Below are 25,441 nucleotides of genomic sequence, written 5' to 3' on the forward strand. Positions count from 1 at the left end.
CCCGCTCAGCGCGTCCGCAGCGCGGCCAGGACCTCCTCGGCCTCGGCCCGGCGCTCCTCGTCGCCGGCGTCGCCGAATGCCGCGGCGGCGGACTCCAGGTGCGCTGTGGCGTCCGCGGTCTCACCACGCCGCTCCAGGAGCTCCGCGAGCTGGCGGTGCGTGTGGCCCAGGTCGGACAGCAGGGAGAGCCGGACGTCCCCGCCGGACGACGGCAGGGCCTCCTCACAGGTGCGGATCGCCGCGCCCATCAGCTCCCGCTCGTCGTCCGCGGACGCGGAGTCCAGCCAGGCACGCGCGCGAAGGCACCGCACCACGGCGGGCACCTGTCCCAAGGAGGCCCACAGTTCGCCCGCGCGCACATAGGCCCGGTCCGCCTCCTCCGGGCGGCCGGCCCGGTCCAGGGCGTCCGCCGCCAGGTTCGCGAGCATCGCGTGGTCGCGCTGCTCGGGCCAGTGCTGGGCGATCTCCGCGGCCCTCAGCCACGCCTGCGCGGCCTGTACGTGCTCGCCGAGCGCGCGGGCGCAGTCGCCGAGCCACCAAAGGGCCTGCACGATCGATCCGTCGCCGTGGTCGTCGGCGGACAGGTCGAGCAGCGCCGACTCCAGGACCTCCGCGGCCTCGGCCATGCGCTCCGCGCGCAGCAGATGGCCGCCCAGCTGGAACCGGGCCCAGGCGCCGAGCCCCGCGCTCTCACCGGCCTCGTCGGCCCAGTGCGTCGCCTCCAGGGCGTGGTCGGACGCGGACGCGAACTGCCCGCTCGCCGCCAGGACGTCGGCCAGCTGGAGATGGAGCCGGGCGGATCCCATCGGCTCCAGGTAACCGGCGCCGTGCTCCAGAGCGGCCCGCAGCGCCCGCTCGGCGCCCTCGGCGTCCTCCCGGTCGCGGGCGAGCCCCGCCAGACGCACCTCGCTGTCGACGGCCAGCCAGGGCCGTTCCATCGCCACGTGCTCGGCGGCCGCCTGCTCGAACAACTCCGTGGCCGCGTCCGTGTCGCCCCGGTGCAGCGCGATGTCCCCGAGCATCGACCGGGCCGAGGCGGCCTGCGAGGCGAGCCGCGGCACGTCCGTGAACGGCTCGACGAGCGCGAGCAGCCGACGTACGCACGCCTCCGCTTCACCGATCTCGTCGTCCCCGGAGTGCGTCTGGAGCAGGATGCGCGCCCGGCACGCCAGAACAACCGCCGCCGGGCGGGCCGTCGTGGCGTCCAGACCGGGGAGGGCCGCGAGCACCTGCTCGTACGGTTCCCGGATCGCGGCCAGTGCCTCGTCCGTGCGGCCCGCGTGGGACAGCGCGTACGCGCCTCGCGCGCGTGCCGCCCTGGCCTCCTCCGGATCGCCGCTCGCCTCGTACAGCTCGACCGCGCGGGCGAACAGTTCGACGCCGTCGCCGGCCGAGCCCATCGCGCTGTAGTCGGCGATCTCGGCCCGGTCGTGGACGGTGAGCTCCAGCCCCTCCGCCTCCGCGGCCCGCGCGGCCCGCTCCCAGGCGAGACCGGCGTCCGGGCCGCCCTGCTCGACGGAGAGCCGGCGCGCCTCGGCGACCAGCGCCGAGGCGTCGGCGGGCTGCTCCGCGGGCGTGGGCGCCGCGGTGGCCGGCCGCGGGGCCACGGGACGCACGACGCGTACACCGAGGGGAAGCCTGTCGAGCAGCGGTCGCTGGTCCATGCGCTCCCGCACCCGACGGCCCACCCGGTCGGTGCCGTTGCGCTCGTCGAACCGGGACGCGAGGGACTGTGCCTCCACGCGCGCGTGCACCGCGAGATCGGCCGCGGTCCAGGTCCGCCCCGACGGCCCCGGAACGCTCTGCTCACCCAGGCCGAGCTCGACGAGCCGGTCCATCACCAGCGCCGTCACGGACAGGAAGTCCATCAGGCCGTCCGGGTTGCCGCTGTCGGTGAAGTAGGCGGGGCGCTCGGCGAGCAGTTCGATGGCGCGGGCCTCGTTGCCGGTCAGCGCGCAGAACTCCACGTGCGAGGCGAACGCGCCGCGCATGGACTCCATCTGCCGGACCAGGCGGTAGCCGCGCAGATGGTGCGCGCGGGCCTCCTCGGGGCGGCCCAGACGCAGCAGGGGCAGCAGTGAGCTCGCCAGCGTGGCGTGCGGCTCGTGGGCGCACTTGTGCTCGCCCTCCAGGACGGGCCGCCACAGCTCCAGGGCCCGCTCGTCGTCGCGCAGATCCGACTGGCGCGCGCCCTGGCCGTTCAGCTCGCAGGCGTGGCAGTCCGCCATCTCGTCACGGTCGGCGGCCAGCCATGCCTCGTACGCGCGCGTGGCCCGCTCTTCGTCGCCTATGTGGTCGGCGACGTAGAACTCGCTCATCCGCACGGCCCGTTCGGAGTGCCCGGCCACCCGGTAGCGGTGCTCCATCTCGCCGAGCCACTTCTCCATGGCGGCGAGCGGGATGTGCGGCTGGTTGAGCATGCCGCCCGACATCCACTTGAAGACCCAGTGCAGCGAGTGCGCCTCGTAGGCGTCGAACTCCTCGGGGTGCTCGTCCCACATGCGCAGCAGGCGCGCGAAGGGGACGAACATCTTGTCCTTCTCGGAGCTGTAGTTGTACATCTGCAGCTGATGGCCGAGCGCCTCGACGACCGCCAGGGGCTCGGAGAGCTTCTCCGCCCCGGCGAGCAGCTGCTCCGCGCGGGCGCCGCGGGCCGGGCCCTCGGGCTGCGCGGCGTTCTCCGCCATCGCGCGTCGCAGGGAGTCCAGGTCGATGATCTCGTCGGTCCCGTTCATCGGGCGTCTTCCTTTCCGGTGCCGGGGTGCGTGGCCCACTCCAGGAGGCCGATGAACGAGCGGTTGAGGAGCGCCGAGTCGGCGGGACGCAGCGGACGCTGGGCCATCAGCAGGGCCTGCCCGTAGAGGGCCTCCGCGGCCGTTCCGATCAGCTCCGCGTCGGACAGGGAACTCACCCTGCGGATCAGCGGGTTGAGATGGTTGAGGACGAGACGCGCGCGTGGGGCGCTGCCGCGCAGCGAACCCAGGATGCCGGCCCACAGATCGTCGGCCTGCGCCTCGGCCTCCGCGCGCGCCTGCTCGTGGCGGGCCGCCCGGTCGTCCAGATGCAGCGCGGGCACCGTCAGCGGATGGAAGGCCCGCAGGACGACGTCGCAGCCCAGCGGGTCGAGCCGGGTCCTGGCCGCCGCGAGGAACGCCGACAGGGCCAGCTCCTCGGCCGGGTCGATCGAGTCCAGGTGCGCGGTCACGGTGTCCGCGTCCAGCTCCGCCACCGGCGTGCCCGGGCGGACCGAGGGCAGCGCCTCGACCAGATCGGCGTCGTACGTGTAGCCGCCGTTGACGACCCCGATGCCCTGCGCCGAAGCGATCGGCGCGACCTGCCGGAACTCCTCCACGGTCCGCGTGAAGTGCACGACGGGGTGGCGCTGCGCGAACTCCTCCAGGGAGAGCCGCCCGTCCGTCGTCTCGAACGGCAGCCACGGCAGCATCGTGCGCAGCATCTCCTTGTCGTGCCGCGCAAGGGACTTCACCCCGAGGTGGTGCACCGACAAGAAGGCGGCCAGACGCTCCGGATCGCCCGCCGCGAGCGTCGTCAGCCACTCCCGGACGCGCTCGCCCAGAGCCTCCCGGACGGCGGCCAGAGTCTCGTCCTCGTACAAGGACTCGCGCGAGGCGGTGGGCCGCAGGCTGTCCGTGTCGATCACACAGCGCACGAAGAACGCCCAGTCGGGCAGCAACTGCTCGGCCCGCTCCGTCAGCAGCATGCCCTTCAGATGCACCCGGTGGCCCGCGCGCTGGGCCGGGCTGACCGCCTGCGGCAGGACGTGCGCGACACCCCGGATGCCCGCGAGCGGCACGTCCAGGTCGATGGAGTCCAGCGGCGTGAACCCGAACAGGTCGTGGCAGTGGCGGGCCAGCGCCACCCGGCGCCCGGCCGGCGTCGGATACGCGCGGTTCCAGACGGCCGGCAGATCCGTCACCGGCGCCCCGCCCACCCGCACGTCGTACGGCAGCAGCGAACCGAAGTCCCGCGCGAGCGACAGCACCCGCTCCTCGGACAGCCAGTCGGCGGCGCCCGCACGGGCCTCCAGATGCACGGTCGTCCCCGGCTCGGCGCGGGCCGCGTCCGGGAGGGTACGGACCGTGTACGAACCGTCGTCGCGGGCCGTCCACTCGACGGGCGGCGCGTCCGGCGTACGGGCGCTGCGGCTCACCACCCGGATCCGCTCGGCGACCACGAAGCACGCGAGCAGCCCGATGCCGAACTGGCCCAGGAAGTCGGCGCGGGCCGACTCCAGGCCGTCGCCGCGCTTGGAACTGCGGCCGATCGTCGCGAGGAGGCTGTGCACGTCCGACTCGGTCAGACCGAAGCCGGAGTCCTCGACCCGCAGCGCGCCGCCCTCGGCGAACAGCCGCACGGTGGCCGGGGCGTCTGGCTGCTCGGCGCGACGCGCGGTGATGGCGTCCACCGCGTTCTGCAGCAGCTCGCGCAGGTAGACCTTGGGACTGGAGTACAGGTGGTGGGAGAGCAGATCGACGAGACCGCGCAGGTCGACCTGGAAGGTGTGCGGCGCCTGGGCGCTCTGGGCATCGTGAGAAGTCTGGGAATCCATCGTCGCTGCGCCGGTGGGGGGACGGGCGACGGCGCGGGTCGGGCGGCCCTGCGTGAGGTGACCGCGAAAAGGGGCGGAGGGCGGTCATCCTAGGGCCGGGAAGCCCCTTCCGACCAGCGGTTTTCAGGGATCCCGGGCCGCGATTCCCGGGGACCTGCCGAGGAATGTCAGTGGCGTGGTGTGCAATGGATCTCGTGCCCGTGCTCGAAGAACCGCTGAAGAAGGTGCTCGGCCCCGCCACCGCGAAGGTGATGGCCGAGCACCTGGACCTGCACACCGTCGGTGATCTGCTCCACCACTACCCGCGCAGATACGCCGAGCGCGGCGAGCTGACGCGCCTTGCGGAGCTGCCGCTGGACGAGCACGTCACGGTCGTCGCCCAGGTCGCGACCGCCCGCGTCCTGAGGTTCAACGGCGGCAGCGGGCAGCGCCTCGAGGTCACCATCACCGACGGCAGCGGCCAGATCCAGCTCGTCTTCTTCGGCAAGGGCATCCACAAGCCCCACAAGGACCTGCTGCCGGGCACGCGCGCGATGTTCGCCGGCAAGGTCTCGGTGTTCAACCGCAAGATGCAACTGGCGCACCCGGCGTACCAGTTGCTGCGCGCCGATCCCGCTGACGGAACAGAAGGCGCCGCCGAGGCCGCCGAGGCCGTCGACTCCTGGGCCGGTGCCCTCCTGCCGATCTACCCGGCCACCGCCAAGCTGGAGTCCTGGAAGATCGCCAAGGCCGTCGACCTGGTGCTGCCCAGCGCACCGGAGGCGATCGACCCGCTCCCGGAGTCGCTGCGCGAGGGCCGCGGTCTGGTGCCGCTCCCCGAGGCACTGCTCAAGATCCACCGGCCGCACACGAAGGCCGACATCGCCGACGCCCGCGCCCGCCTCAAGTGGGACGAGGCGTTCGTCCTCCAGGTCGCCCTCGCCAGACGCCGGTTCGCGGACACCCAGCTGACCGCCGTCGCCCGCGAGCCGAAGCCGGACGGACTGCTGACGGCCTTCGACGCCAAGCTTCCGTTCACGCTCACCGACGGCCAGCAGAAGGTCTCCAAGGAGATCTTCGACGACCTGGCCACCGAGCATCCGATGCACCGGCTGCTCCAGGGCGAGGTCGGCTCCGGCAAGACGATGGTCGCCCTGCGCGCCATGCTCGCCGTCGTCGACGCGGGCGGCCAGGCCGCCATGCTCGCGCCCACCGAGGTCCTCGCCCAGCAGCACCACCGCTCGATCACCGAAATGATGGGCGAGCTGGCCGAGGGCGGCATGCTCGGCGGCGCCGAGCACTCCACCAAGGTGGTGGTGCTCACCGGCTCCATGGGCACCGCCGCCCGCAAGCAGGCCCTGCTCGACCTCGTCACCGGCGAGGCCGGCATCGTCATCGGCACGCACGCGCTGATCGAGGACAAGGTGCAGTTCCTCGACCTGGGCCTGGTCGTGGTGGACGAGCAGCACCGGTTCGGCGTCGAGCAGCGCGACGCCCTGCGCTCCAAGGGCAAGCAGCCCCCGCACCTGCTGGTCATGACCGCCACCCCGATCCCGCGCACCGTCGCCATGACGGTCTTCGGCGACCTGGAGACCTCGGTCCTCGACCAGCTCCCCGCCGGACGCTCGCCGATCGCCAGCCATGTCGTCCCCGCCGCCGACAAGCCGCACTTCCTGGCCCGCGCGTGGGAGCGCGTGCGAGAGGAAGTGGGCAACGGACATCAGGCGTACGTGGTCTGCCCCCGCATCGGCGACGACGAGGACGACAAGCCCAAGAAGGGCAGGAAGAAGTCCGCCGAGGACGAGGCGGAGAAGCGGCCGCCGCTCGCGGTGCTCGACGTCGCCGAGGAGCTGGCGCACGGGCCGCTCCAGGGCCTCAAGGTCGAGGTGCTGCACGGGCGGATGCACCCCGACGACAAGGACGCGGTGATGCGGCGGTTCGCCGCGGGGGAGACCGACGTCCTGGTCGCCACGACCGTCATCGAGGTCGGGGTGAACGTGCCCAACGCCACAGCGATGGTGATCATGGACGCCGATCGCTTCGGCGTCTCCCAGCTCCATCAGCTGCGCGGCCGCGTCGGGCGCGGCTCGGCGGCCGGGCTGTGCCTGCTGGTCACCGAGATGCCCGAGGCGAGCCCCGCGCGCGCCCGCCTCGGCGCCGTCGCCTCCACGCTGGACGGGTTCGAGCTGTCCCGGATCGACCTGGAGCAGCGGCGCGAGGGCGATGTGCTCGGTCAGGCCCAGTCCGGTGTGCGGTCGTCGCTGCGGATGCTCACCGTCATCGAGGACGAGGAGATCATCGCCGAGGCGCGCGAGGAGGCGACGAAGGTGGTCGCCGCCGATCCGGAGCTGGAGCGGTTGCCGGGGTTGCGGACGGCGCTGGACGCGTTGCTGGACGCCGAGCGGGAGCAGTACCTGGACAAGGGGTGACCGTCGCTCTTCGCGGGGGCGGGGCCGCGGCCGGTGCCGGACGGGCGCTTGCCCCGCACCGGGGCGCCGCCCTGCCCACCCGCCGCCCCTGGCGGCGGACTACCCAGGACGGCGGGGCGCCCGGCAAGCGGCGAGCACCGCTGCCCTGAGAGACTGATGTCCTACCGATCAGCATCGACGGACAAGGACCTGGAACCGAGATGACCCGCGTGATCGCCGGGCGCGCCGGCGGACGCCGCCTGGCCGTGCCGCCGGGGAACGGCACCCGCCCCACCTCCGACCGGGCGCGCGAGGGCCTCTTCTCGACCTGGCAGGCCCTGCTGGGCACCCTCGACGGCACTCGCATCGCCGACCTCTACGCGGGGTCCGGCGCCGTCGGCCTGGAGGCGCTCTCCCGCGGCGCCGCGCACGCGCTGCTCGTCGAGGCCGACGCCAGAGCCGCCCGCACCGTCCGCGAGAACATCAGGGCGCTCGGCCTGCCGGGAGCCGAGGCACGTACCGGAAAAGCGGAACAAGTCGTCGCGGGCCCGCCGCCGGCCACACCCTACGACCTGGTCTTCCTCGACCCTCCGTACGCCGTCTCGGACGACGATCTTGGGGAGATCCTCCTCACACTCCGGACCCAGGGCTGGCTCGCGGACGAAGCGCTCGTCACCGTTGAACGCAGCACCAGAGGCGGCGAATTCCGGTGGCCGGACGGGTTCGAGGGGCTGAGGTCCCGTCGATACGGCGAGGGCACGTTTTGGTACGGTCGCGCCGCCTTGAACACCACCCTCACGTGCGACGACGCACGATGACCGGACCGGAGAGCGAGGGACTTCCCGTGCGCCGCGCAGTCTGTCCCGGGTCGTTCGACCCCATCACCAACGGCCACCTCGACATCATCGGCCGAGCCTCCAAGCTCTACGACGTGGTGCACGTCACGGTGATGATCAACAAGTCCAAGCAGGGCCTGTTCACCGTCGACGAGCGCATCGAGCTGATCCGCGAGGTCACGGCCGACTTCGGAAACGTGGAGGTCGAGTCCTTCCACGGCCTCCTCGTCGACTTCTGCAAGCAGCGCGACATCCCCGCGATCGTGAAGGGCCTGCGCGCCGTCAGCGACTTCGACTACGAGCTGCAGATGGCCCAGATGAACAACGGCCTGTCCGGCGTGGAGACGCTCTTCATCCCCACCAGCCCCACCTACAGCTTCCTGTCCTCCTCGCTCGTCAAGGAGGTCGCGGCCTGGGGCGGCGACGTGTCGCACCTGGTGCCGCCGGTCGTGCACGCGTCACTGACCGAGCGCCTCCCCAAGAAGTGACACGCACACACCAGTTGGGCATACAGTCGACCCGTCCGTCTCCAACACCCCTCACATTCCTGTGAGCAGACGAGAGAGTGGCGAGCACACGGTGGACGTGCAGAAGAAGCTCGACGAGATCGTCGCCGCGGTCGGCAACGCCCGCTCCATGCCCATGTCGGCCTCGTGCGTGGTCAACCGCGCCGACCTTCTCTCGATGCTCGAAGAAGTGCGCCAGGCCCTGCCCGGCTCCCTGGCACAGGCCCAGGAGCTGATCGGCGGCCGCGAACAGATGGTCGAGCAGGCCCGCGCCGAGGCCGAGCGGATCATCGAGACCGCGCACGCCGAGCGCGGCACCCTGATCTCGGACACCGAGATCGCCCGCCGCTCGCAGAACGAGGCGGACCGGATCCTCACCGAGGCCCGGCAGGAGGCCGAGGAGGTGCGCGCGGAGGCCGACGACTACGTCGACTCCAAGCTGGCCAACTTCGAGGTCGTCCTCACCAAGACCCTCGGCTCGGTCGGCCGCGGCCGCGAGAAGCTGCTCGGCACCGGTCCGGGTGTCGACGAGCAGGGCTACGAGGACGAGGACGCCCCCGAGCGCAGCCACGACCCCGAGACCCTGCGCCGCGACGCCGACGCCTACGTGGACGTCAAGCTCGGCGCCTTCGAGGCGGTGCTCGCCAAGACCCTGGAGGCCGTCGGCAAGGGCCGCCAGAAGCTGCACGGCCGGATCGCCACCGACGACCTGGGCGCGCTGCACGGGGACGGCGAGGGCGGTGCGCAGGCGCACACCAGCGACGCCGACTACCTCGCGGGCCTCGCGGAGATCGGCAGCCAGGACCTCCAGCCCGCCGCGCAGGAGCCGCAGGCCCCGCCGGCCCCGCAGATCCCCGCGCAGCAGCCCGCGTACGCACAGGACGTGCAGCAGGATCCGTACGGGTACCAGCAGCCGGACCCGTACGCGGCGCAGGCCCAGCAGCAGGACCCCTATGCCATGTATCAGCAGCAGGATCCGTACGGGTACCAGCAGCAGGACCCGTATGCGGCACAGGCCCAGCAGGACCAGTACCAGTACGGCTACCAGCAGGAGGCCCAGCAGCCTCAGGCCGCCGCGCTCGACGAGACCAGCCTCTTCGACACCAGCATGATCAGCATGGATCAGGTGCGGGAGTACGAGCGGCAGTACGACCAGGGCCGCTGAACCCGGTGTGACCAGGGTCGTGCCAAGGTGGCCGGGACCGGATTGGGCCGTGAGCGAATGGTCCAGTATCCTGGCTGTTCGGTCGCGCGTACACGTGCGTTCCGAGCTGCCCGGAATGATTCTCCGGAACACCGGGGCAGCCGCTCCCCGGAGCCTCCTCACGAACCTCGTAGAACGAAAGCAGGACCAGCCCTGAATACCCACCTCGACCACCGCAACCCTCTTGTGTTCGACACACACGAGCTGGGCCGGCGTCCTGGTGCCATGCAGCGGCTGTCCCGCACGATCGAGGCTCCCAAGGACTTCGGTATCCAGGGAGTCATCGAGGTGCCCCAGGGCGCCCCGGTGGAGCTCGATCTCCGTCTCGAGTCGGTCATGGAAGGTGTGCTTGTCACAGGCACCGCCCGTGCATCGGCCAAGGGGGAGTGCGTAAGGTGTCTGGAGCCGCTCGACCATGAGGTCGACGCGGACTTCCAGGAGATGTTCTCGTACCCTGACGCCGACGACCGGGGCCGCGTAAAGGCGGAGCCGGCCGACGACGCCGAGGAAGACGAGGACAGGCTCTTCATCGAGGACGGCCTGTTCGACCTCGAGCCGGTGCTGCGTGATGCGGTGGTGCTCGCACTGCCGATGCAGCCGGTGTGCCAGGAAGACTGCGAGGGTCTGTGCTCCGAGTGCGGAGTGCGGCTTTCGGACGAGCCGGGCCACCACCATGACGCCGTCGACATCCGTTGGGCGGCATTGCAGGGACTCGCTGGCACCATCCAGGACGGCGAGAAGGACGAGATGAGCGGCGCCGAAGCGGAAGCGGGCGTCGACGAGAAGCAGGAGAAGTAGCCGTGGCTGTTCCGAAGCGGAAGATGTCGCGCAGCAACACGCGCCACCGCCGGTCGCAGTGGAAGGCTGCGGTCCCCACCCTGGTTTCGTGTGAGCGTTGCCAGGAGCCCAAGCTGCAGCACATCGCGTGCCCCGCTTGCGGCACCTACAACAAGCGCCAGGTCCTCGAGGTCTGAGCGGCTGGTGAGAGGCACAGTGGCTAGCCATAAATCGGCGGATGACGCCAAGAAAAAGGCGGACACCACAGCCTCGTCCCACACGCTTCTGGAAGGGCGGCTCGGGTACAAACTCGAGTCCGCCCTTCTGGTGCGTGCGCTGACGCATCGCTCGTACGCGTACGAGAACGGTGGTCTGCCGACCAATGAGCGGCTGGAGTTCCTCGGGGACTCCGTGCTCGGTCTGGTCGTCACGGACACCCTCTACCGAACCCACCCCGACCTGCCCGAGGGCCAGCTGGCCAAGCTGCGGGCCGCGGTGGTCAATTCGCGTGCGCTTGCGGAGGTCAGCCGAGGGCTCGACCTGGGTTCCTTCATCCGGCTCGGCCGGGGCGAAGAGGGCACGGGCGGCCGGGACAAGGCGTCCATCCTCGCCGACACCCTTGAAGCGGTGATCGGCGCCGTCTATCTGGACCAGGGTCTGGATGCGGCGGGTGAGCTGGTGCACCGGCTCTTCGACCCGCTGATCGAGAAGTCCTCGAATCTGGGTGCCGGCCTGGACTGGAAGACCAGTCTCCAGGAACTCACGGCGACCGAGGGACTCGGTGTTCCCGAGTACCTGGTCTCGGAGACCGGACCGGATCACGAGAAGACCTTCACTGCTGCCGCCCGCGTCGGAGGCGTCTCGTACGGCACCGGCACCGGCCGCAGCAAGAAGGAAGCGGAGCAGCAGGCCGCGGAGTCCGCCTGGCGGGCCATCCGGGCCGCCGCGGACGAGCGGGCCAAGGCCGCCGCGTCCGAGGGGGCGGGTGCCGACGGCGCCCCCAAGGCGTAGCTCTTCGTTTCCTGACGCCCGCTCCCACCGGTTCACGCCGGTGGGAGCGGGCGTCTTTTTCACCGTTGTCGTCTGCTGGCCGGTGGGGGGTTGTTCGCGCAGTTCCCCGCGCCCCTGACAGGGCGCGATAGCCTCGCCCTCAGCCGAAAATCTGGAGGTATCCGTGCCCGAGCTGCCCGAAGTCGAGGTTGTCCGGCGGGGGCTCGCGCGGTGGGTCGCCCGGCGGACCGTCGCCGACGCCGAAGTGCTGCACCCGCGCGCCGTGCGGCGGCACATCGCGGGGGGTGACGACTTCGCGCACCGCCTCAAGGGACAGCGGATCGGGGAGCCGAGCCGCCGCGGCAAGTACCTCTGGCTGCCGCTGGAGACGACCCACACCTCCGTGCTCGCGCACCTCGGCATGAGCGGGCAGCTTCTGGTGCAGCCCCACGACGCCCCGGACGAGAAGCACTTGCGGATCCGGGTCCGGTTCGACGACGACCTCGGCACCGAACTGCGCTTCGTCGACCAGCGCACCTTCGGCGGACTGTCCTTGCACCACACCACCCCCGACGGGCTGCCCGACGTCATCGCGCACATCGCCCGCGACCCGCTCGACCCGCTCTTCGACGACGACGCGTTCCACGACGCGCTGCGCCGCAGGCGCACCACCATCAAGCGCGCGCTGCTCGACCAGTCACTGATCAGCGGGGTCGGCAACATCTACGCGGACGAGGCGCTCTGGCGCGCGAGGCTGCACTACGAGCGCCCCACCGGCACCTTCACGCGCCCGCGCACGACCGAACTCCTCGGCCACATCAGGGACGTGATGAACGCCGCGCTCTCCGTCGGCGGGACCAGCTTCGACTCCCTCTACGTCAATGTGAACGGGGAGTCGGGATACTTCGACCGGTCCCTCGACGCGTACGGCAGGGAGGGACTGCCCTGCCGGCGGTGTGCCACGCCGATGCGGCGCCGTCCGTGGATGAACCGGTCCAGCTACTTCTGCCCGCGCTGTCAGCGGCCGCCGCGCTCCGCGTCGTAGCGCTCGCGCGCCACCAGTACGTCGTCCATGCGGCCCTCGACGAACTCGATGAGGGCAAGGAGCCGGCCGGCCACCTCGTGGCCCAGCGGGGTGAGCTCGTAGTCCACGCGCGGCGGGTTCGTCGGCTGGGCCTCGCGGTGCACCAGACCGTCGCGCTCCAGCGCCTGCAACGTCTGGGACAGCATCTTCTCGCTCACACCGTCGACCCGGCGGCGCAGCTCGTTGAAGCGGAAGGAGCCCTCGTGCAGCGCCCCGAGCGTCAGGGCGCCCCAGCGGCCCGTCACGTGCTCCAGCGTGCCGCGCGACGGGCAGGCCCTGGCGAACACGTCGTAGGCGCTGTCCGTGACGCTGACGGGGGCGGCGCTGTCGGTCGAGGTCATACACGCAGCATACTCCCGGTTAGCGCACACCTCAGGGGTGCGCTAACCGGGAGTAAGTGTCGACTTGCCTGGTCCTAGTACCCGAAGTCCTGCGTCCACCACGGACCGCCGGAGCCGAAGTGCACCCCGACGCCGAGGGTCTTGAAGTCGCAGTTGAGGATGTTCGCCTTGTGACCCTCGCTGTTCATCCAGGCGTCCATCACGGACTGGGCGTTGGCCTGCCCGCGGGCGATGTTCTCGCCGCCCAGATTGGTGATCCCGGCCTTCTTGGCGCGGTCCCACGGCGTCGCGCCGTCCGGGTCCGTGTGGTCGAAGAAGTTCCGCGCGGCCATGTCCTCGCTGAACGCGCTCGCCAGCGCGGCGAGGCCGCTGTCCGCGGTCACCGGGGAGCAGCCGATCTTGGCGCGCTCCTGGTTGACGAGGGTGAGCACCTGGGCCGCGGCGGCCGCCTCGTCGGAGGTGGTCGTGGCCGCCTCCACCGCGGGAGCCGCGGTCTTCGCCGGGGCGGACGCCGACGGGCTCGCGCTCCTCGGCTTCGTGGCGGTCCCGGCGCTCTTGGTCTCGGCCGGCGCCTTCGACGGCTTCGCGGACGGCTCGGCCGGCTCCGCGGACTTCGAGGGCGCGGCGGACGGGGACGCCGAGCGCTGGTCGTCGCGGCTCGCGGCCGACTCCGACGCGCGGTCCCCGACCGTCCCGTCGGTGCCGCCCTGCGCCTCGACGCTGGGGGAGTCCGCGGCCTGCACCTTGTTGCCGCCGTGGTCGCCGCCGAGCTTGAAGGTGTCCGTGCCCGGGATCAGCCCCGAGGCCACCGCGACCGCACCCATGGCCACGCACGCCGAGGCACCGAGCAGCCCGGTGCGCAGCGGGACGCCGTCGCGCTTCTTGCGGCGACGGTGGGCGTGCCCGCGCGGCGGGTCGTCGGACCCGCCGGCCGCGGACACGGTGCCGTAGACGGCGGTGACGGTCTCGTCCTGCGGCGCGTAGGGCGACGCGGAGGCGTACGAGGACAGCGGCGTCTGCGCGTACGAGGGGGCCGAGGCGTACGGGGAGTGCGCGGAATGTGAGGGGTACGAGAAGGTCTGCTCCTCGTGCGCCCCAGCGTGATCAACGCCGTACGCCTCGCCGTATCCTTCGGTGTACCAGCCCTCGGAGTGCTGCTCCTCCGGAGTGCCCGCGGCGCGGCCCGTGGCGGCGCGGCCGGCGTCGGAGCGTCGGTGGCGTCCCATGATTGTGGCCTTCCTCGATCCTCGCGGTCGTCGATGCGACTAGCCCGTACGGGTGAGACTCATCGGTCCGCGACGGTACCCCAGAACGCAAGGGGACGAAGTGCTCAGAGAGCAATTGGCCGGTTAGCGTGCAGCCATGAATGAAGATGTGCGCCTGGTCGCGTGGGTGCGAGGACGCGTCCAACGTGTGGGTTTCCGCTGGTTCACGCGGGCGCGGGCTTTGGAGATCGGCGGCCTGAGTGGTTTTGCTCTCAATTTGGACGACGGCCGCGTGCAAGTGGTCGCCGAAGGACCGCGCACGGCATGTCAGCAATTGCTCGACTGGCTCCACGGCGACGACACACCCGGGCGCGTCGACGGTGTCACCGAGATCTGGGACACACCCCGCGGCGGCTACGACGGATTTGCCATTCGCTGAACCGTCGTCCCTGGCAGCCCGGACGGGAGGGGCGCGGAGGTGCCGTGGGCAACTGCTCCGGGCAGAAACGCCCTGGTGGTTGCCAACGCGAGGGAGTCGTGGCAGGCTCCGGAGGTACGGATGATCTCCACGCCCCCAGGGCCCCGACGGTCCGGCCGCGCCGCACGATCCACGGCGCAGAGCCCCCGGGATGCCCGCCAATACGGGGTGTGATCGTGTTGACCGTCAAACTTTTTGGTGAGACTCTGGAAGCCCCGCGCACCTTAGCTGTTTGGCATGTGAGAACAGCCAGCAAGACAAGAAGTGCCAGGCATTGCGGGTGCGTTTTCCCCTTCAAACCTCACGACCCACCATCGCTACGGTCGGTCACTCAGTGTGGAGGACCACTCATCATGGCAAAGGCGCTTCTCGGTTACGTCGGCGGCAGCGACCCGCGACTTCTCGCCGAGATGCGACGGCTCCAGCAGCGTGTCCAGGACCTGGAATCCGAGCTTGGCAGGATCCAGGCGGAGAACGACGCGCTCGCGGCTGCCGCTTCTCACGACGCTCTCATCGAGGTCGACGTACCCCAGGCGGAGCCTGCGCTCACCTGACCGCATTCAACGACGCACGCGGTCCGGCTGCTCGTAACCACCGCTTGACAGAGCAACGCGACAGATGTGCAAGGGACGCTTCGGCGTCCCTTCTTTCTTCCCTCCCGGCCTGCTCCGGTCTGGTGAGCCCCCGCGCACCGAAGCGCTTTCTTAACGTCTGATGTGCCCTGCACCTTCATCGGTGAAACCGTGGGTTCATGGAGTGAGACAGGGGCGCCCGGTAAAGTCCGACGGCGTGCACCTCAAGGCTCTGACCCTGCGCGGGTTCAAATCGTTCGCCTCGGCCACCACGCTGCGGTTCGAGCCGGGCATCACCTGTGTCGTCGGGCCCAACGGCTCGGGCAAGTCCAATGTCGTGGACGCCCTGAGCTGGGTCATGGGCGAGCAGGGCGCCAAGTCGCTGCGCGGCGGCAAGATGGAGGACGTCATCTTCGCCGGCACCACCGGCAGGCCGCCGCTCGGCCGCGCCGAGGTGTCGCTGACCATCGACAACTCCGACGGTGCGCTGCCCATCGAGTACGCCGAGGTCACCATCACGCGGATCATGTTCCGCAACGGCGGCAGCGAGTACCAGATCAACGGCGACACGTGCCGCCTCCTCGACATCCAGGACCTGCTGTCCGACTCCGGCATCGGCCGCGAGATGCACGTCATCGTCGGACAGGGGCAGCTCGACTCCGTGCTGCACGCCGACCCCATGGGCCGCCGCGCCTTCATCGAGGAGGCCGCGGGCGTCCTCAAGCACCGCAAGCGCAAGGAGAAGGCGCTGCGGAAGCTGGACGCGATGCAGGCCAACCTCTCCCGCGTCCAGGACCTCACCGACGAACTGCGGCGGCAGCTCAAGCCGCTGGGCCGGCAGGCGGCCGTCGCCCGCCGGGCCGCCGTCATCCAGGCCGACCTGCGCGACGCCCGGCTGCGGCTGCTCGCCGACGATCTCGTACGGCTGCGGGAGGCGCTCAGCGCGGAGGTCGCCGACGAGGCCGAGCTGAAGCGGCGCAAGGAGGCCGCGGAGGACGAGCTGAAGAAGGCTCTGCTGAGGGAGGGCCACCTCGAAGACGAGGTGCGGCAGCTCACCCCGCGGCTCCAGCGGGCGCAGCAGACCTGGGTGGAGCTGTCGCAGCTGGCCGAGCGGGTGCGCGGGACCATCTCGCTGGCCGACGCGCGGGTGAAGAGCGCGCGGTCCGCGCCCGCCGAGGAGCGGCGCGGCCGCGACCCCGAGGACCTGGAGCGCGAGGCCGCCCGGGTGCGGGAGCAGGAGGCCGAGCTGGAGGCCGCCCTGGAGGCGGCGCAGATCGCCCTCGACGAGACGGTCTCCCACCGGGCCGACCTGGAGCGCGAACTGGCGGTCGAGGAGCGTCGGCTCAAGGACGTCGCCCGGGCCATCGCCGACCGCAGGGAGGGCCTGGCCCGCTTGCAGGGGCAGGTCAACGCCGCGCGGTCGCGGGCCGCCTCCGCCCAGGCCGAGATCGACCGGCTGGCCGCCGCGCGGGACGGGGCCGAGCAGCGGGCCGTCGCGGCGCAGGAGGAGTACGAGCAGCTCAAGGCCGAGGTCGACGGGCTCGACGCCGGTGACGAAGAGCTCGGAGCACGCCTTGAGGAGGCGAAGACCGGGCTCGCCGAGGCCGAGTCGGCGCTGTCCGCCGCCCGGGAGGCCGCCACCTCCGCCGAGCGCAAGCGGGCCGCCGTCGCCGCCCGGCACGAGGCACTGGCGCTCGGGCTGCGCAGGAAGGACGGTACGGGGGCGCTGCTCGGGGCGAAGGAACGGTTGAGCGGACTGCTCGGGCCGGCCGCCGAACTGCTGTCCGTGGCACCGGGGTTCGAGGTGCCCGTGGCGGCGGCGTTCGGGGCGGCGGCCGACGCCATCGCCGTGACCTCCCCGACCGCCGCTGCCGAAGCGATTCGCCTCCTGCGCAAGGAGGACGCGGGACGCGCCGCCCTGCTGCTCGCGGGGGAGCCCTCCGGCGAGGAGCAGGCACCGGAGCAGAGCAGCCCGCCCTACGCCGCCGAACTCGTCCGCGGCCCGGCCGAGTTGCTGCCCGCGGTGCGCCGGCTGCTGCGCGGCATCGTTGTCGTCGGGACCCTGGAGGACGCCGAGGACCTGGTCCACGCCCGGCCCGAGCTGACCGCGGTGACCGCCGAGGGCGATCTGCTCGGCGCGCACTTCGCGCAGGGCGGGTCCGCCGGGGCGCCCAGCCTCCTGGAGGTCCAGGCCTCCGTCGACGAGGCCGCCGCCGAGCTGGAGCTGCTGGCGGCGCAGTGCGAGGAACTGGCCGGGGTCCAGCAGGCGGCGGGGGAGCGGCGCAAGGACTGCGCCGCGCTCGTCGAGGAGCTGGGGCAGCGGCAGCGGGCCGTGGAGCGGGAGCGCTCGGGCCGGGCACAGCAGCTCGGGCGGCTCGCCGGGCAGGCGCGGGGCGCCGCGGGTGAGGCCGAGCGCAGTGCGGCCGCGGCGGCCAAGGCGCAGGACGCGCTGGAGCAGGCCGCGACGGACGTGGAGGAGCTGGCCGAGCGGCTCGCCGTCGCCGAGGAGCAGTCCGCCTACGGCGACGGCGACGAGGAGCCCGACACGTCCGTGCGCGACCGGCTCTCCGCCGACGGGGCCAACGCCCGGCAGACGGAGATGGAGGCCCGCCTCCAGGTACGTACGCACGAGGAACGGGTCAAGGGGCTCGCGGGCCGCGCCGACTCGCTCGACCGGGCCGCCCGCGCCGAACGCGAGGCACGCGCGCGTGCCGAGCGGCAGCGGGCCCGGCTCCAGTACGAGGCGGCGGTCGCGGAGGCCGTCGCGTCCGGCGCCCGGCAGCTGCTCGCGCACGTCGAGGTCTCCATCGCGCGGGCCGACGCGGAGCGCACGCTCGCCGAGCGGGCCAAGGCCGTACGGGAGCAGGATCTGGTCGCCGAGCGGGGCCGCGGCCGGGATCTCAAGGCGGAACTCGACAAACTCACTGATTCAGTTCACCGCGGCGAGGTACTAGGAGCGGAGAAGCGGCTGCGGATCGAGCAGCTGGAGACCAAGGCGCTGGAGGAACTGGGTGTCGAACCGGCCGGACTCGTCGCGGACTACGGTCCCGGCCAGCTCGTGCCGCCCTCGCTCCCCGCCGAGGGGGAGGAGCTGCCGGAGGATCCGGAGCACCCGCGCAACAAGCCGCGGCCGTTCATCCGTTCGGAGCAGGAGAAGCGGCTCAAGTCCGCCGAACGCGCCTATCAGCAGCTGGGCAAGGTCAACCCCCTTGCGCTGGAGGAGTTCGCGGCGCTCGAAGAGCGCCACAAGTTCCTCAGTGAGCAGTTGGAGGACCTGAAGAAGACCCGTACCGACCTTCTTCAAGTGGTGAAGGAGGTGGACGAGCGTGTCGAGCAGGTCTTCACCGAGGCGTACCGGGACACGGCCCGGGAGTTCGAGGGCGTCTTCAGCCGGCTGTTCCCGGGCGGCGAGGGACGGCTGATCCTGACCGACCCCGACAACATGCTCACCACGGGCGTGGACGTCGAGGCGCGCCCGCCGGGCAAGAAGGTCAAGCGGCTGAGCCTGCTCTCGGGCGGCGAGCGCTCGCTGACCGCCGTGGCGATGCTGGTCTCCATCTTCAAGGCACGGCCCAGCCCGTTCTACGTGATGGACGAGGTCGAGGCCGCGCTCGACGACACCAATCTGCAGCGCCTGATCCGCATCATGCAGGAGCTTCAGGAGGCCTCGCAGCTCATCGTGATCACGCACCAGAAGCGCACGATGGAGGTCGCCGACGCGCTGTACGGCGTCTCCATGCAGGGCGACGGGGTGTCGAAGGTGATCAGCCAGCGGCTGCGGTAGGCCCGCGCCCAGCGACGTGCCGGCGAGCGTCGGGGCTCTCTCCAAGTCTTCAAGACTTGAACGCATCGTGCATCTCGTGTGCCAGAAATCCGCAACACCCCCGGTATTGACTTCGAAACTTGAACGCATAGTCTCTGCAACGTTGCTTTTACCTTCAGGTGGTGGGCCACGTCACGTTGTGCGCCACTGGAAGGGCTCTCGCCCCCACCCCCGGCAGTGAAGCCGGTGGCCCGAGGAGTACACGTGACCGACACAGCGGCACCCACGTCCGGAGCCCGGGACGCTCAGCCCGAGCATCTGGGCCATGTCATTTTCATCGCGGCCGCGGCCGCGATGGGCGGCTTCCTCTTCGGCTACGACAGTTCCGTGATCAACGGCGCCGTCGAGGCCATCCGCGACCGGTACGACATCGGTTCCGCCGCGCTCGCACAGGTGATCGCCATCGCCCTGATCGGCTGCGCCATCGGCGCCGCCACCGCCGGCCGGATCGCCGACCGCATCGGGCGTATCCGCTGCATGCAGATCGCGGCGGTCCTGTTCACCATCAGCGCCGTCGGTTCGGCGCTGCCCTTCGCCCTGTGGGACCTGGCGTTCTGGCGGATCATCGGCGGCTTCGCCATCGGCATGGCCTCGGTCATCGGCCCGGCGTACATCGCCGAGGTCGCCCCGCCCGCCTACCGCGGCCGGCTCGGCTCCTTCCAGCAGGCCGCGATCGTCGTCGGCATCGCCATCTCGCAGCTCGTCAACTGGGGCCTGCTGAACGCCGCGGGCGGCGACCAGCGCGGCAAGCTGATGGGCCTCGAGGCCTGGCAGGTCATGCTCGGCGTCATGGTCATCCCGGCGATCCTCTACGGGCTGCTCTCCTTCGCGATCCCCGAGTCGCCGCGCTTCCTGATCTCGGTCGGCAAGACCGACCGGGCCAAGAAGGTCCTGGAAGAGGTCGAGGGCGACAAGATCGACCTGGACGCGCGCGTGGGCGAGATCGAGAACGCCATGCGCAGCGAGCACAAGTCGACGTTCAAGGACCTGCTCGGCGGCAGCTTCTTCTTCAAGCCGATCGTCTGGATCGGTATCGGCCTCTCCGTCTTCCAGCAGTTCGTCGGCATCAACGTCGCGTTCTACTACTCCTCGACGCTGTGGCAGTCGGTCGGCATCGACCCGTCGGACTCGTTCTTCTACTCCTTCACGACGTCGATCATCAACATCGTCGGTACGGTCATCGCGATGATCTTCGTGGACCGGATCGGCCGCAGGCCGCTGGCCCTGATCGGTTCCGTGGGTATGGTCGTCGGCCTCGCCCTGGAGGCATGGGCGTTCTCGTACGACCTGGTGGACGGCAAGCTGCCCGCCACGCAGGGCTGGGTGGCCCTGGTCGCCGCCCACGTGTTCGTCCTCTTCTTCGCCCTGTCGTGGGGTGTGGTCGTCTGGGTCTTCCTCGGCGAGATGTTCCCGAACAAGATCCGCGCCGCCGCCCTCGGTGTGGCCGCCTCGGCCCAGTGGATCGCCAACTGGGCGATCACCGCGAGCTTCCCGTCGCTGGCCGACTGGAACCTCTCCGCGACGTACATCATCTACACGGTCTTCGCCGCGCTCTCCATCCCCTTCGTGCTCAAGTTCGTGAAGGAGACCAAGGGCAAGGCCCTGGAGGAGATGGGCTGACCCGCCCGCTCCCGTACGACCCGGGGAGACGGCTCTTCATCCCCCGCCGCCGCCTCCCCGCCGACTGCGCCGCCTCCGGTTCCCGGAGGCGGCGCAGTCGTGTCCGGACCTCGCGGACGCCCGCCGCTCAGCCGGCGGAGACCGCCGGAATGACCTTCTCCGCGAACAGCCGCAGGCTGCGCCAGCCCTCCTCCAGCGGCATGCCGCCCGACAGCGGGTGCAGTACGTAGTTGTCGAGGCCCTGCGCCACGCACTGCTCGGGCGTGAGGATCCGGTAGACGCCTTCGGCGCGCAGTTCCTCGACCGTCGAGGCGGCCGACTTCACCGCCGACTTGATGTCGCCCGACTGCCAGGACGCGTACGTGCGCGCCTCGTGCAGGAAGTGCGCGCCGTACTCGGCCCAGCCGCGGTCCGGGTCCTCGGAGAGGTGGAGCAGCGGGGTGGTCTCGGTGGGCATCATGGTCCAGCCCTCGGTCCCGTACTCGACGAGCTTCTCCTTGTAGTACGTCTCCAGCTCCGGCAGGTGCGCGCTCGGAAAGAGCGGCAGGCCGAGCCGGGCCGCCCGGCGCGCGGCCGCCTGCGAGGAACCGCCGACCAGGAGCAGGGGATGCGGCTGGGTGAACGGCCGGGGAGTGACCCGGACCCGGCGCCCGCGGAAGGTGAACTCCTCGCCGGACCAGGCCTTCAGGAGCGTCTCCAGGAGTTCGTCCTGGAGCTTGCCGCGCCGTTTCCACTCCACGTCGAACTGCGCGTACTCCTCGGGCCGGTAGCCGATCCCCGCGACCGTCACCAGGCGGCCGCCGCTGAGCAGGTCCAGGACCGCGATGTCCTCGGCGAGGCGCAGCGGGTCGTGCAGCGGGCCGATGATCGCGGAGACCGTGACAGCGATCCGGCGGGTGGCGCCGAGGACCGCGCCGGCGAAGGTGAACGGCGAGGACAGCCAGTTGTTGGCGACGCCGTGGTGCTCCTCGGTCTGCACGGTGTCGATGCCCCGCTCGTCGGCGTACACCGCCATCTCCACGGCCGCCTGGTAGCGGGCGCTGAGCGACTCCGGTGTGCCGTCGGGGTCGACCAGATTGAACCGTACGACGGAGACAGGCATGGAAAGGTCCCCCTTCAGCGGGCTCGGGGCTCGGGCTCGGGTGAAGGGGGACGGTAGCTGACAGGGCGTCAGATGGCCATGGTCTCGGGCTTCCGGGACGCGTCGTCGGCGGCGTCAGGGGCCGTGGTGGTGTCCACCGGCTTCGGCAGCGCCAGGTAGAGCAGGCCCGAGACGACGATCGTGACGATCCAGCCCAGTCCGTACTCGCCGATGAAGTTGTTGCCGGCCAGCGGGCCGGAGAACCAGTCCGACGAGGTGAACAGCAGGCCCGCCGCGAGGCCCGCCGCCCAGGAGGCGACGGCGGCGGGGGAGAAGCCGCCCTTGTACCAGTAGGCACTGGTGCGGGTGGTGTCGAGCATGGCCGTCGCGTCGTAGTGCTTGCGCGTGAACATGTCCGCGCCGAAGACGCCCACCCAGGCGGAGAAGGCGACCGCGAGCAGCGACAGGAAGGCGATGAACGAGCCCATGAAGCTCGTGGCGACCAGCATCAGGACGCCGCCGAAGACCAGCGAGATGACCGCGTTCACCGAGACGGCCCAGTGGCGCGGGATCTTGAAGCCGAGGGTCTGCGCGGTGAAGCCGGCCGAGTACATCGACATGGCGTTGATCAGCAGCATGCCGACCAGCGAGATCAGCAGGTACGGCACCGCGATCCAGGTCGGCAGCAGCTCGCCCAGGAAGGAGACCGGGTCGGCGGCCGAGGCCAGGTCGGGCGTGGAGACCGCCATGACGGCGCCCATCAGGACCATGGGCAGTACGACGATGCCCGCGCCACCGATGGAGGTGCCGACGATGCCCCGGGAGGAGGCGGTGCGCGGCAGGTACCGGGTGAAGTCGGGGGAGGACGGGATCCAGCTGACGCCGCCCGCGGCGATCATGCCGATGCCCGCGACCATCAGGGAGGTCTGCCCGGCGGGCCGCCCGAAGACCGCGGACCAGTCGGTGTCGACGATCAGATAGACCAGCACCAGGACCGAGAAGAGGCCGAAGAGGTACGTCGCGTACTTGTTGCACTTCTGTACGGCGTTGATGCCGAGCCCGGAGATCACGAACGTGGCGACCACGAAGGCGAGCAGGGTGACGATCACCAGGACGTTGTTCTTCTTTATGTCGAACAGAATGCTCAGGATCGTCAGGACGGCGTAGGCACCCGTCACCGCGTTGATCGTCTCCCAGCCCCAGCGCGCGATCCAGATCAGCGAACCGGGCAGCAGATTGCCGCGCTGGCCGAAGACCGCGCGGGACAGCGCCATGCCGGGGGCGCCGCCGCGCTTGCCCGCGATGCCGATCAGGCCGACCAGGCCGTACGAGACGATCGGCGCCGCGATCGCGACGACGAGGGCCTGCCAGAAGTTGAGCTCGTAGGCCACGACGAGGCTCGCGCCCATCGTGAGCAGCAGCACGCTGATGTTGGCGCCGACCCAGGTGGGGAAGAGGTCACGGGTTCTGGCGGTGCGCTCGGAATCGGGGACGGGCTCGAGGCCGCGTGTTTCCAGGGCGCCTTCGGACGAGGCGGTCTTGCTCATGGCGGTGGGGCTCCGTGCCTCTCGCTCGGCTCCGACGCGGGGGACGGGGAGCCGGTGGGGGTGGGGCGAATCGATCTGAAGGGACTCTACGCGCGTTGATGCGACCTCTTCCATCGTACTTTAGTCCGAGTCATACCCTCCAGAGCCCTTTGTCCTTTGGAGGAAGCAACGAGAGCGGCCCCGGTCAGGGCCCATGACTGATACTGGACGGGTTATGGAAATCGTCATCCTTGCTGTAGTCATCGCCGTGGTCGTGATCGGCGCCGTCAGCGGGCTGGTGGTCAGCGGTCGCAAGAAGAAGCAGCTGCCGCCTCCTCCCCCGTCGGCCCCCGACATCACCGCCGCCCCGCCCGCCGAGCCGCACGTAGGCGACGAGGCAGAGACGCCGCGCGACGAAGCGCGGCGCACGATCGAGGAGGTGGACCTTCCGGTCACCGAGGAGCCCGCGGCTCCTGTGGTGGTCGAGGAGCCCGCCGCTCCCGAGGTCGAGGTACCGGAGCCGACCGCGGGCCGCCTGGTGCGGCTGCGCGCCCGGCTGTCGCGCTCGCAGAACGCGCTCGGCAAGGGGCTGCTCACGCTCCTGTCGCGCGAGCACCTCGACGAGGACACCTGGGAGGAGATCGAGGACACCCTGCTCACCGCCGACGTCGGTGTGCAGCCCACCCAGGAGCTGGTCGAGAACCTGCGCGAGCGCGTGAAGGTCCTCGGCACCCGCACCCCCGAGGAGCTGCGCGGCCTGCTGCGCGAGGAGCTTCTCAAGCTGCTCGTTCCCGAGTTCGACCGTGCCGTGAAGACGGACTCGAACCTGGACACTCCGGGCATCGTGATGGTCGTCGGGGTCAACGGCACCGGCAAGACGACCACCACCGGCAAGCTCGCGCGTGTGCTCGTCGCCGACGGCAAGAACGTCGTGCTCGGCGCTGCAGATACGTTCCGCGCGGCCGCCGCCGATCAGCTGCAGACCTGGGGCGAGCGCGTCGGCGCCCGCACCGTGCGCGGCCCCGAGGGCGGCGACCCGGCGTCCATCGCCTTCGACGCCGTGAAGGAGGGCATCGAGGCGGGCGCTGACGTCGTCCTCATCGACACCGCGGGCCGGCTGCACACCAAGACCGGCCTGATGGACGAGCTCGGCAAGGTCAAGCGCGTCGTGGAGAAGCACGCGCCGCTCGACGAGGTGCTGCTCGTGCTCGACGCGACGACGGGGCAGAACGGGCTGGTCCAGGCCCGCGTCTTCGCCGAGGTCGTCGACATCAGCGGCATCGTGCTGACCAAGCTCGACGGCACCGCCAAGGGCGGCATCGTGATCGCGGTCCAGCGCGAGCTGGGTGTGCCGGTCAAGCTGATCGGCCTGGGCGAGGGCCCGGACGACCTGGCGCCGTTCGAGGCCGAGGCCTTCGTGGACGCGCTGATCGGGGAGTAACCGATTCGGCGCCGCTGAACGAAAAGAATCCTCGGCCCGCACTCTTCGGTGCGGGCCGAGGATTCTTTTCGTGCGGGCGCGGCCTGACCCGCCGGACACGACCTAGGCGCAGGGCGACCGGTGCGCGACGTACGCCAGGGCGCCCAGCAGCAGGCGTGCCTGCGGTGGCTGTGTCGCCGTGTCCAGGGACGGGGCGCGCAGCCACGTCGCGGGTCCCAGGCCCGCGCGGTCCGACGGGGGAGCGGTGATGTGCGCACCGGCGCCGAGCGCGTGCAGGTCGAGGGAGGCGCCGTCCCAGCCCATGCGGTAGAGCAGGGTGGGCAGTTCGGCCGCGGCGCCGGGGGCGACGAAGAAGTGGGCCCGGCCCTGCGGGGTGGCGACGACCGGGCCGAGGGGGACGCCCATGCGCTCCAGCCGGATCAGCGCGCGGCGGCCCGCCGCCTCGGGCACGTCCAGGATGTCGAAGGCGCGGCCCACGGGGAGCAGCACCGCGGCGCCGGGGAACTGCCCCCAGGCGGCCGTCACCTCGTCGAGGGTGGCGCCGGCCGGGATCAGCGCGGCCGGGTCGAGCGGATGGGCGCCGGGGGCCGGGCAGTCCGCCTTGCCGCAGGAGCAGACGCCGCCCGCGGCACGCGCGCCGGGAACCACGTCCCAGCCCCAGAGCCCGGTGAACTCCGCCACCGTGGTGCAGTCCGAAGCGCGGCCGGACGCGCGGCCCCGGCGTCGTGTGCCGGAACGCATCTCGCGAATGCCGCCGATCGTGAAGCCCATGCCCCCTCCAACAGGTCCCGCGCGCCGGTGGTTACGCGACGGATACGGATCGTGACCCGATGCACTCGCCGCTCGGTCAAGGCAGCGTGTGGCCGCATCCGGGGTGGTGCGCCGCGGGGTCACGCGCCCCGGCGCACTACGCTCCGCCCATCTCCGGCTGTCCTATGTCAAGTGAATCGTGTGTGAGCGCAACTGAGTTCATTCGAAGGGGTGGCGAATGGTGGCGTTT

Annotated in this window: 20 protein-coding genes; 13 read left to right on the forward strand and 7 right to left on the reverse strand. The window is 71.1% G+C overall.

All coding sequences use genetic code 11. From position 1 onward, the window contains the following. Positions 1-5: 5 nt before the first annotated feature. Entirely contained in the window at positions 6-2,735 is a 2,730-nt protein-coding gene (locus tag ABII15_RS27495; protein ID WP_353944942.1) for a tetratricopeptide repeat protein, read from the reverse strand. Beyond that, positions 2,732-4,570, reverse strand: coding sequence for an HSP90 family protein (locus ABII15_RS27500; RefSeq protein WP_353944943.1), 1,839 nt, complete (start codon positions 4,568-4,570; stop codon positions 2,732-2,734). The genes ABII15_RS27495 and ABII15_RS27500 overlap by 4 nt, the downstream gene beginning before the upstream one ends. 185 nt (positions 4,571-4,755) lie before the next feature. Between ABII15_RS27500 and recG the strand changes: the two genes are divergently transcribed. The 8 genes from recG (at position 4,756) to mutM (ending at position 12,315) form a co-directional block, all read left to right on the forward strand. Beyond that, the gene (gene recG, locus ABII15_RS27505) at positions 4,756-6,978 is read left to right on the forward strand and encodes an ATP-dependent DNA helicase RecG (protein WP_353944944.1); all 2,223 of its coding nucleotides are present in this window, start codon (positions 4,756-4,758) and stop codon (positions 6,976-6,978) included. 200 nt (positions 6,979-7,178) lie between these two features. Then, positions 7,179-7,775 (forward strand): 16S rRNA (guanine(966)-N(2))-methyltransferase RsmD, encoded by a 597-nt coding sequence (gene rsmD, locus ABII15_RS27510; RefSeq protein ID WP_351450338.1) that lies wholly within the window; start codon positions 7,179-7,181, stop codon positions 7,773-7,775. 26 nt (positions 7,776-7,801) lie between these two features. Continuing rightward, on the forward strand, positions 7,802-8,281 hold the full coding sequence (gene coaD / locus ABII15_RS27515) for a pantetheine-phosphate adenylyltransferase (protein WP_353944945.1): 480 nt from the start codon (positions 7,802-7,804) through the stop codon (positions 8,279-8,281). Positions 8,282-8,372: 91 nt separating this feature from the next. Further along, positions 8,373-9,464, forward strand: a complete 1,092-nt coding sequence (locus ABII15_RS27520; RefSeq protein WP_353947225.1) for an ATP synthase F0 subunit B — start codon at positions 8,373-8,375, stop codon at positions 9,462-9,464. A gap of 192 nt (positions 9,465-9,656) precedes the next feature. Continuing rightward, the gene (locus ABII15_RS27525; protein WP_353947226.1) at positions 9,657-10,301 is read left to right on the forward strand and encodes a YceD family protein; all 645 of its coding nucleotides are present in this window, start codon (positions 9,657-9,659) and stop codon (positions 10,299-10,301) included. A gap of 2 nt (positions 10,302-10,303) precedes the next feature. Then, positions 10,304-10,477: a 50S ribosomal protein L32 gene (rpmF, locus tag ABII15_RS27530; RefSeq protein ID WP_030361955.1), complete on the forward strand. Its 174-nt coding sequence runs from the start codon at positions 10,304-10,306 to the stop codon at positions 10,475-10,477. A 7-nt stretch (positions 10,478-10,484) separates the two neighbouring features. After that, entirely contained in the window at positions 10,485-11,291 is an 807-nt protein-coding gene (gene rnc / locus ABII15_RS27535) for a ribonuclease III (protein ID WP_353944946.1), read from the forward strand. A 163-nt stretch (positions 11,292-11,454) separates the two neighbouring features. Then, positions 11,455-12,315, forward strand: a complete 861-nt coding sequence (mutM, locus tag ABII15_RS27540; RefSeq protein WP_353944947.1) for a bifunctional DNA-formamidopyrimidine glycosylase/DNA-(apurinic or apyrimidinic site) lyase — start codon at positions 11,455-11,457, stop codon at positions 12,313-12,315. Here the strand turns inward: mutM and ABII15_RS27545 are convergent. Then, entirely contained in the window at positions 12,288-12,695 is a 408-nt protein-coding gene (locus tag ABII15_RS27545) for a helix-turn-helix domain-containing protein (RefSeq protein WP_353944948.1), read from the reverse strand. The genes mutM and ABII15_RS27545 overlap by 28 nt on opposite strands. Positions 12,696-12,769: 74 nt before the next feature. Next, positions 12,770-13,921 carry a CAP domain-containing protein gene (locus tag ABII15_RS27550; RefSeq protein WP_353944949.1) on the reverse strand — a complete coding sequence of 384 codons (1,152 nt, stop codon included), beginning with the start codon at positions 13,919-13,921 and terminating at the stop codon, positions 12,770-12,772. 136 nt (positions 13,922-14,057) lie between these two features. Here ABII15_RS27550 and ABII15_RS27555 point away from each other — a divergent pair, with 136 nt between their 5' ends. From ABII15_RS27555 to ABII15_RS27570, 4 genes are all read left to right on the forward strand, one after another. Further along, the gene (locus tag ABII15_RS27555; RefSeq protein ID WP_111668189.1) at positions 14,058-14,339 is read left to right on the forward strand and encodes an acylphosphatase; all 282 of its coding nucleotides are present in this window, start codon (positions 14,058-14,060) and stop codon (positions 14,337-14,339) included. Positions 14,340-14,731: 392 nt separating this feature from the next. After that, entirely contained in the window at positions 14,732-14,932 is a 201-nt protein-coding gene (locus tag ABII15_RS27560) for a hypothetical protein (protein WP_111668230.1), read from the forward strand. 235 nt (positions 14,933-15,167) lie between these two features. Then, positions 15,168-18,734: a chromosome segregation protein SMC gene (gene smc / locus ABII15_RS27565; protein WP_353944950.1), complete on the forward strand. Its 3,567-nt coding sequence runs from the start codon at positions 15,168-15,170 to the stop codon at positions 18,732-18,734. Positions 18,735-18,977: 243 nt separating this feature from the next. Next, positions 18,978-20,393 (forward strand): sugar porter family MFS transporter, encoded by a 1,416-nt coding sequence (locus ABII15_RS27570; protein ID WP_353944951.1) that lies wholly within the window; start codon positions 18,978-18,980, stop codon positions 20,391-20,393. A 127-nt stretch (positions 20,394-20,520) separates the two neighbouring features. On the opposite strand, the gene ABII15_RS27575 is transcribed toward ABII15_RS27570, so the two are convergent. Together ABII15_RS27575 and ABII15_RS27580 are read right to left on the reverse strand one after the other, a co-directional pair. Beyond that, complete coding sequence (locus ABII15_RS27575; protein WP_353944952.1) at positions 20,521-21,495, reverse strand: LLM class flavin-dependent oxidoreductase; 975 nt, start codon at positions 21,493-21,495, stop codon at positions 20,521-20,523. Positions 21,496-21,563: 68 nt separating this feature from the next. Then, entirely contained in the window at positions 21,564-23,021 is a 1,458-nt protein-coding gene (locus ABII15_RS27580) for a cytosine permease (protein ID WP_353944953.1), read from the reverse strand. A 214-nt stretch (positions 23,022-23,235) separates the two neighbouring features. Between ABII15_RS27580 and ftsY the strand changes: the two genes are divergently transcribed. Continuing rightward, entirely contained in the window at positions 23,236-24,441 is a 1,206-nt protein-coding gene (gene ftsY / locus ABII15_RS27585; protein ID WP_111668194.1) for a signal recognition particle-docking protein FtsY, read from the forward strand. 102 nt (positions 24,442-24,543) lie between these two features. Here ftsY and ABII15_RS27590 read toward each other — a convergent pair whose 3' ends face one another. Continuing rightward, positions 24,544-25,212 (reverse strand): bifunctional DNA primase/polymerase, encoded by a 669-nt coding sequence (locus ABII15_RS27590; RefSeq protein WP_353944954.1) that lies wholly within the window; start codon positions 25,210-25,212, stop codon positions 24,544-24,546. Positions 25,213-25,441: the final 229 nt, after the last annotated feature.

It is taken from the genome of Streptomyces sp. HUAS MG91 (genome assembly GCF_040529335.1).
Taxonomy (GTDB): Bacteria; Actinomycetota; Actinomycetes; order Streptomycetales; family Streptomycetaceae; genus Streptomyces; species Streptomyces tabacisoli.

What these genes read in the sequence shown, in the direction of transcription:
- ABII15_RS27495 (WP_353944942.1), bottom strand. Translation starts at nt 2,735, where the DNA reads ATGAACGGGACCGACGAGATCATCGACCTGGACTCCCTGCGACGCGCG.
- ABII15_RS27500 (WP_353944943.1), bottom strand. Translation starts at nt 4,570, where the DNA reads ATGGATTCCCAGACTTCTCACGATGCCCAGAGCGCCCAGGCGCCGCAC.
- recG (WP_353944944.1), top strand. Translation starts at nt 4,756, where the DNA reads ATGGATCTCGTGCCCGTGCTCGAAGAACCGCTGAAGAAGGTGCTCGGC.
- rsmD (WP_351450338.1), top strand. Translation starts at nt 7,179, where the DNA reads ATGACCCGCGTGATCGCCGGGCGCGCCGGCGGACGCCGCCTGGCCGTG.
- ABII15_RS27545 (WP_353944948.1), bottom strand. Translation starts at nt 12,695, where the DNA reads ATGACCTCGACCGACAGCGCCGCCCCCGTCAGCGTCACGGACAGCGCC.
- ABII15_RS27550 (WP_353944949.1), bottom strand. Translation starts at nt 13,921, where the DNA reads ATGGGACGCCACCGACGCTCCGACGCCGGCCGCGCCGCCACGGGCCGC.
- ABII15_RS27555 (WP_111668189.1), top strand. Translation starts at nt 14,058, where the DNA reads ATGAATGAAGATGTGCGCCTGGTCGCGTGGGTGCGAGGACGCGTCCAA.
- ABII15_RS27560 (WP_111668230.1), top strand. Translation starts at nt 14,732, where the DNA reads ATGGCAAAGGCGCTTCTCGGTTACGTCGGCGGCAGCGACCCGCGACTT.
- ABII15_RS27575 (WP_353944952.1), bottom strand. Translation starts at nt 21,495, where the DNA reads ATGCCTGTCTCCGTCGTACGGTTCAATCTGGTCGACCCCGACGGCACA.
- ABII15_RS27580 (WP_353944953.1), bottom strand. Translation starts at nt 23,021, where the DNA reads ATGAGCAAGACCGCCTCGTCCGAAGGCGCCCTGGAAACACGCGGCCTC.
- ftsY (WP_111668194.1), top strand. Translation starts at nt 23,236, where the DNA reads ATGGAAATCGTCATCCTTGCTGTAGTCATCGCCGTGGTCGTGATCGGC.
- ABII15_RS27590 (WP_353944954.1), bottom strand. Translation starts at nt 25,212, where the DNA reads ATGGGCTTCACGATCGGCGGCATTCGCGAGATGCGTTCCGGCACACGA.